Origin of the sequence: Micromonospora sp. NPDC005197, from assembly GCF_040608295.1 — a bacterium.
GTDB lineage: Bacteria > Actinomycetota > Actinomycetes > Mycobacteriales > Micromonosporaceae > Micromonospora.
The window spans coordinates 1-6,350 of record NZ_JBEXHY010000206.1 but is presented as its reverse complement, the minus strand read 5'-3'; the positions used below and the strand labels follow the sequence as shown (position 1 = coordinate 6,350).

Sequence of the window (6,350 nt, the reverse complement as noted above, 5' to 3'; positions counted from 1 at the left end):
AAGTGGGGTGCTCTACCTTTTGGGGGTGGGGGGGCCCCCCCCCGGGGCTTACTCCCCCCCGGGCGCGGCCCCTACCCCCAACCCGGGGCCGGTGCGGGCGGCACGGGCCCCTTCTCGTCGTACGGGTTACGCGGCCGCTCAGCGGGTGGCGTACTCGGCGATGCGCCCGAGCACGCCGTTGAGGAACCGCGGCGAATCGTCGGTGGACATCTGCCGGGCCAACTCGACGGCCTCGCTGATCGCCACCGCGTCGTCGATCTCGTCGACGTAGAGCAACTCGTAGACGGCGATCCGGGCCAGGTTGCGGTCGACCACCGGCATCCGCTCCAACGTCCAACCCTCGGCGTAGCTGGCGATCAGCTCGTCGATGCGGTTGAGGTGCTCGGCGACCCCCTCGATCAGGCCCACCGCGTAACCCAGGTGCTCCGGGCGGGGCTGTTCGATGCGCTGGAGGTAGCCGGACAGGACCTCGACGGGCGGCCGATCCCGCAGGTCGGCCTCGTAGAGGACGTCCAGCGCCCGCTTGCGCGCCTTACGGCGCGCCGGCATCTGCTGCTTGGGACCCTCAGCCATCAGGCGCGGCCGAGGTAACGGCCGTCGCGGGTGTCGACCTTGATCTTCTCACCGGTGGTGATGAACAGCGGAACCGGCACGGTGGCGCCGGTCTCCACGGTCGCCGGCTTGGTGCCGCCGGTCGAACGGTCGCCCTGCAGGCCGGGCTCGGTGTAGGTGACCTCCAGCACGACGCTGGTGGGCAGCTCGATGTAGAGCGGCACACCCTCGTGCTGGGCGACGGTCGCCTCCGCCTCGGGCAGCAGGTAGTTGGCTGCCTCGCCGACGGTGCCGCCGGGCACGGTGATCTGGTCGAAGGTCTCCAGATCCATGAAGACGAAGTCTTCGCCGTCGGCGTACAAATACTGCATCGTGCGCTTGTCCACGGTCGCGGTTTCGACCTTGGTGCCCGCGTTGAAGGTCTTGTCGACCACCTTCCCGGACAGCACGTTCTTCAGCGTGGTGCGCACGAACGCGCCACCCTTACCGGGCTTGACGTGCTGGAACTCGACGACGGCCCAGAGCTCGCCGTCCAGGTTGAGTACCAGGCCGTTTTTGAGGTCGTTGGTGGAGGCCATTTCCTGCCTTGATCATCAATTGGCGGACAGACCCTAGGAGTCTACTAGCTGCGTCGAATCGCCCGGTCCCCGCTCGGGACGACCCCTGCGCGGGTGGCCAGGTGGTGCAGGGCGAGGCGGTAGCCGTCGATGCCGAGACCACAGATCACCCCGGTCGCCACCGCGGAGACGACGGAGTGGTGCCGGAACTCCTCGCGGGCGTGGATGTTGGAGAGGTGCACCTCCACCAGCGGCCCGCGCAGCATGGCGCAGGCGTCGCGCACCGCGTACGAGTAGTGCGACCAGGCGGCCGGGTTGAGCACCACGGCGGCGCCCTCGTCGGCGGCGGCGTGCAGCCAGCCGAGCAGCTCGTGCTCGGCGTCGGTCTGCCGGACCGTCACGTCGAGCCCCAGGTCCCGGCCGGTGGCCTCGCAGAGCGTCACCAGGTCGGCGTAGCTGGTCGAGCCGTACACGGCGGGCTCCCGGGTGCCGAGGCGGCCCAGGTTCGGCCCGTTCAACACGTACACCTTCACGGGGTGGCCACCTCGCGGTAGGCGGCCTCCAGCAGCGCGTCGTCCGGGCCCTCCAGCATCGCCGGGCGGGCCAGCGCGTCCAGCACCACGAACCGCAGCCGGCTGCCCCGGGCCTTCTTGTCCACCCGCATCACGGCCAGCAGCCGCTCCCAGGCGTCGGCCGGGTAGCTCACCGGCAGACCGAGCGCGGTCAGGGTACGCCGGTGCCGATCGGCGGTCGACGCGTCCAGCCGGCCGGCGAGCCGGGCCAGCGTGGCCGCGTACACCAGGCCCACGGCCACGGCGTGGCCGTGCCGCCAGCGGTAACCCTCGACCTGCTCGATGGCGTGGGCCAGGGTGTGGCCGTAGTTGAGCACCTCCCGCAGGCCCGACTCGCGCAGGTCGCCGGCGACCACGTCCGCCTTGACCCGGATGGCCCGCTCGATCAGCTCCCGGGTCACCGGCCCGCGCGGGTCGGTGGCCGCCGCCGGGTCACGCTCGACGAGATCCAGGATCACCGGGTCGGCGATGAAGCCGCACTTGACCACCTCGGCCAGCCCGGCCGCCAGGTCGACGGCGGGCAGGCTGTCCAGGGTGGCCAGGTCGGCCAGCACGCCGACCGGCGGGTGGAACGCGCCGACCAGGTTCTTGCCGGCGGCGGTGTTGATCCCGGTCTTGCCGCCCACGGCGGCGTCCACCATGCCCAGCAGCGAGGTGGCCACCGGCACCCAGCGCACGCCGCGCAGCCAGCAGGCCGCGACGAAGCCGGCCAGGTCGGTCACCGCGCCGCCGCCGACGCCGACCACCGCGTCGGTACGGGTGAAACCAGCCGCGCCCAGCCGGTCCCAACAAGCGGCCGCCACCTCGATCTGCTTGCCCGACTCGGCGTCGGGCACCTCGATCGGCAGCGGCTCGACGCCGGCCGCGCGCAGCCGTTCGCCGATCGCGTCGGCCAGGGCCTTGAGCGGGGGCGTGTGCAGCACCGCCGCCCGGGTCGCGCCGGGCAGCAGCCCGGGCAGCGCGTCCAGCAGGTCGCGCCCGACCAGCACGTCGTACGGCCGTTCGCCGCCGACCGGAATCCGGGTCACCTCGTCCATCGCCGGCAGCCTAGTCCAGCGGACGGCGTGGCGACCGCGTCTGTCCACCTGCTGGCCGGGCGGCCCAGTCGGCCAGCAGGCGCGCGTGCTCGGCCACGGCGGCGCGCAACGCGTCCGGGTGGCGCACGGTGAACGCGCAGCCCAGCCCGGCGAGCAGCGCCGCCATACCGGGAAGGCTCTCCGCCCGGGCCCGCAGCAGCACCCCGTCGCCGCTGGCGGTCAGCTCGGCCACACCGGCCGGGATGCGCCGCCGGGCGGCGACCATGTCGGTCTCCAGCAGCACCTCGACCTCGTGCCGGTAGGGCACGCCCGCCAGCGACCGGGTCAGCCACGCCACCGCGTCGAAGCCGTCCGGCACCGTGAACGTCGCCGCGCCGGGCGTCACGGCGCCGATCCGGTCCAGTCGGAAGGTGCGCACCTCTCCGCGCCGGTGGTCGTGGCCGGTGACGTACCAGCGGCCGGCGTGGAAGACCAGCCCGTACGGGTCGAGGTCGCGATGCGACAGCTCACCGCGCCACGAGCGGTAGTCCAGGCTCACCCGCTGCCGGTGCCGGGCGGCCGCGGCCAGGGCCAGCAGGGTGCCCGACGCCGGTCGCGCCTGGGGCTCGGGCCGCCGCAGGGTGAAGCCGAGGTGCTCCTGCACGGCGGTCAGCCGGTCGGCCAACGCCGCCGGCAGCACCCGGCGGATCTTCGCCAGGGCGGTCGCCGTGGCCGGCAGCTCGGTGGCCAGCCCGACCCGTTCGGCGACGACCAGGCCGAGCAGCACGGCCACCGCCTCGTCGTCGGTGAGCATCAGCGGCGGCAGCTTGAACCCGGGATGCAGCCGGTAGCCGCCGTGGCGGCCCCGGTCGGCGAGCACCGGGATGCCCAGCTCGACCAGGGTGGCCGCGTAGCGGCGCACGGTCCGTTCGTCCACACCGAGCCGGTCGGCGAGGTCGCCGGCGGTCGCCCGGTGCCGGGCCTGGAGCAGCTCGAGCAGGGCCAGCACCCGACCGGCGGGATGAGACACGGGCCACTCCTTCAAACCGGGCGGATCCTGTCCGGTTTCGATCGTACGGTCGCTCGGTAGCCGAGAGAAGGAGTGACAGATGGCGACGTTCGTACTGGTGCCCGGGTTCTGGTTGGGCGCCTGGGCGTGGCGGGAGGTGACCGGTCTGCTGCGCGCGCAGGGCCACGACGTCCACCCGATGACGCTGACCGGGGTGGCCGAGCGCCACCACCTCGCCGGGCCGCAGGTGACCCTGCAGACGCACACCACCGACATCGTCCGGCTGATCGAGGTCGAGGATCTGCGCGACGTGCTGCTGGTCGGGCACTCGGGCGGCGGCATGCCGGTGGCCCAGGCGGCCGACGTCATCCCGGACCGCATCGCCCGGGTGGTCTACGTGGAGAGCGGGCCGCTGCCGGACGGCACGGCGCAGTTCGACACGGTGCCGCCGCCGGAGCAGCAGCGGCTGCGCGCGGCGATCGGCGACGGGTACCTGCTGCCACCGCCGGCCTGGGACCCGGCGGCCGACCCGACCAACCTGGCCGGCCTGGACGAGCCGACGCTGTCCCTCCTGCGCGAGCGCTGCACCGCGCAGCCCCTGCGGACGGCGACCGATCCGGTACGCCGCACGGGTGGCCGCCCGGTGCCGACCGCGCTGGTCGCCAGCACCTTCCCGCTGGCGGTGGTGCGGCAGATGATCGACGAGGGGCACCCGTTCTTCACCGGCCTGGCCGACGGCCAGCTGCACGAGCTGCCCACCGGGCACTGGCCGATGCTCAGCGAGCCGAAAGCGCTGGCCGACGTCCTCGACCTGGTCGCTCGCACCTGAGCGGAGGCCCGCACCGGGCGGCGAACGCACCGACCGCCGCCCGGAGGGCCGGTCCGGCGTCAGCGCGGAAGCAGGGCGGCGATCTCGGCGACGACCGCCGCCGGGGTCCGGCCGTCGGTGATCACCGTCTCGGTGGCCACCTCGGCGTAGAGCGGCCGGCGCTGATCCATCAGGTGCTTGAGGGTGGCGCGCGGATTGATCGCCAGCAGCGGCCGGCCCGCGCCGAGCCCGACCCGCTTCACCGCGTCGGGCAGCTCCACCGAGAGGTGCACGACCCGATGCCCCACCAGGGCCGCCCGGGTCTCCTCGGCCAGCACGGCGCCGCCGCCGAGGGCGAGCACACCGGTGCCGGCGGCGAGCGCCGCCGCCACGGCGGCCCGCTCCAGGGCCCGGAAGTGGTCCTCACCCTCGTCGATGAAGATCTCCGGGATGCTCTTGCCGGCCAGCTGCTCGATGTCGGCGTCGGTGTCCCGGAACTCCACGCCGAGGGTGGCGGCGAGCGCCTGCCCCACGGTGGTCTTACCGCAGCCGGGCGCCCCGACCAGGACCACGACCGGCGCCATCAGCGGATGACCAACGCGTCGAGGTAGCCGGCCAGGTTGCGGCGGATCTCGGCGACCGAGTCACCGCCGAACTTCTCGGTGGCCGCCTCCGCCAGCACGAGCGCCACCATCGCCTCGGCGACGACCGCGGCGGCGGGCACCGCGCAGACGTCGGAGCGCTGGTTGATGGCGGTCGCCGGCTCGCCCGTGACGACATCCACGGTGGCCAGCGCACGGTTCAGCGAGGAGATCGGCTTCATGGCGGCGCGCACCCGCAGCGGCTCGCCGGTGGTGATGCCGCCCTCCAGCCCGCCGGCCCGGTCGGTGACGCGGCGGACGCCGGTGGCCGACGGGATGATCTCGTCGTGCGCCTCGGAGCCACGGGAGCGGGCCTGCTGCCACCCGTCGCCGATCTCCACCCCCTTGATCGCCTGGATCGACATCAGCGCCGTGGCCAACCGGGCGTCGAGTTTGCGGTCCCACTGCACGTGACTGCCCAGGCCCGGCGGCACCCCGTACGCCAGCACCTCCACCACGCCGCCGAGGGTGTCGGCGGCCTTCTTCGCGGCGTCCACCTCGGCGACCATCAGGGCGCTGGCCTCCGGGTCGAGGCAGCGCAGCGGGTCGGCGTCGATGCGGTCGGCGTCGGACGGGGTCGGGCGCAGCCCGGGCTTCGCGGCCACCGGCCCCAGCTCGACGACGTGCGAGACGATCTCGATGCCCAGGGCCTGCCGGATCAGCGCCTTGGCGACGGCGCCGACGGCCACCCGGGCGGCGGTCTCCCGGGCGCTGGCGCGCTCCAGGATCGGCCGGGCATCGTGGTGGCCGTACTTCTGCATGCCGGCCAGGTCGGCGTGGCCGGGCCGGGGGCGGGTCAGCGGCGCGTTGCGGGCCTGCCGGGCCAGCTCGTCGGGGTCGACGGGATCGGCGGCCATCACCGTGCGCCACTTCGGCCACTCGGAGTTGCCCACCCGGATCGCCACCGGGCTGCCCAGGGTCACGCCGTGCCGCAGCCCGCCGATCACCTCGACCTCGTCCTGCTCGAACGACATCCGGGCACCACGGCCGTAGCCCAGCCGACGGCGGGCAAGCTCGCCCGCGATCTCGGTGGTGCTCACCTCGATGCCGGCCGGCACCCCCTCCATCAGCGCGACGAGGGCGGGACCGTGCGATTCACCTGCAGTCAGCCAGCGCAACACAGCGGTCAGTCTGTCACGGCGCGCGACGGGCGCGTCGCGCTGCCCGCCTCGTCCCGCCCTGCGGACGGCCGGGA

General features: G+C 73.9%; 8 protein-coding genes. 1 reads left to right on the top strand and 7 read right to left on the bottom strand.

Translation table 11 applies throughout. The features are described 5' to 3' along the window. Positions 1-138 precede the first annotated feature (138 nt). From nusB to ABZU46_RS30600, 5 genes are read right to left on the bottom strand one after another with little or no spacing between them, the layout of a single operon-like run. Positions 139-549, bottom strand: coding sequence for a transcription antitermination factor NusB (gene nusB / locus ABZU46_RS30620; protein ID WP_354863184.1), 411 nt, complete (start codon positions 547-549; stop codon positions 139-141). Positions 550-572: 23 nt separating this feature from the next. Beyond that, positions 573-1,130 (bottom strand): elongation factor P, encoded by a 558-nt coding sequence (efp, locus tag ABZU46_RS30615; RefSeq protein ID WP_007458344.1) that lies wholly within the window; start codon positions 1,128-1,130, stop codon positions 573-575. A gap of 44 nt (positions 1,131-1,174) precedes the next feature. Beyond that, complete coding sequence (aroQ, locus tag ABZU46_RS30610) at positions 1,175-1,642, bottom strand: type II 3-dehydroquinate dehydratase (RefSeq protein ID WP_354863183.1); 468 nt, start codon at positions 1,640-1,642, stop codon at positions 1,175-1,177. Further along, positions 1,639-2,718: a 3-dehydroquinate synthase gene (gene aroB / locus ABZU46_RS30605; RefSeq protein WP_354863182.1), complete on the bottom strand. Its 1,080-nt coding sequence runs from the start codon at positions 2,716-2,718 to the stop codon at positions 1,639-1,641. The genes aroQ and aroB overlap by 4 nt, the downstream gene beginning before the upstream one ends. Positions 2,719-2,728: 10 nt before the next feature. Further along, a complete protein-coding gene (locus tag ABZU46_RS30600; RefSeq protein WP_354863181.1) occupies positions 2,729-3,727 on the bottom strand; it encodes a YafY family protein in 999 nt (332 codons plus the stop codon). A 79-nt stretch (positions 3,728-3,806) separates the two neighbouring features. On the opposite strand from ABZU46_RS30600, the gene ABZU46_RS30595 reads away from it, so the two are divergent. After that, positions 3,807-4,535, top strand: coding sequence for an alpha/beta hydrolase (locus ABZU46_RS30595; RefSeq protein WP_354863180.1), 729 nt, complete (start codon positions 3,807-3,809; stop codon positions 4,533-4,535). Positions 4,536-4,594: 59 nt separating this feature from the next. Here the strand turns inward: ABZU46_RS30595 and ABZU46_RS30590 are convergent, their stop codons facing one another. Continuing rightward, positions 4,595-5,098, bottom strand: a complete 504-nt coding sequence (locus ABZU46_RS30590) for a shikimate kinase (protein WP_354863179.1) — start codon at positions 5,096-5,098, stop codon at positions 4,595-4,597. Next, positions 5,098-6,276: a chorismate synthase gene (aroC, locus tag ABZU46_RS30585; protein WP_354863178.1), complete on the bottom strand. Its 1,179-nt coding sequence runs from the start codon at positions 6,274-6,276 to the stop codon at positions 5,098-5,100. Before aroC ends, ABZU46_RS30590 begins: the two co-directional genes overlap by 1 nt. Between the last annotated feature and the right edge of the window lie 74 nt (positions 6,277-6,350).

Excerpts from the sequence above, each read along its gene's own strand:
- nusB (WP_354863184.1), bottom strand. The coding sequence starts at position 549 with ATGCCGGCGCGCCGTAAGGCGCGCAAGCGGGCGCTGGACGTCCTCTAC.
- efp (WP_007458344.1), bottom strand. The coding sequence starts at position 1,130 with ATGGCCTCCACCAACGACCTCAAAAACGGCCTGGTACTCAACCTGGAC.
- aroB (WP_354863182.1), bottom strand. The coding sequence starts at position 2,718 with ATGGACGAGGTGACCCGGATTCCGGTCGGCGGCGAACGGCCGTACGAC.
- ABZU46_RS30595 (WP_354863180.1), top strand. The coding sequence starts at position 3,807 with ATGGCGACGTTCGTACTGGTGCCCGGGTTCTGGTTGGGCGCCTGGGCG.
- ABZU46_RS30590 (WP_354863179.1), bottom strand. The coding sequence starts at position 5,098 with ATGGCGCCGGTCGTGGTCCTGGTCGGGGCGCCCGGCTGCGGTAAGACC.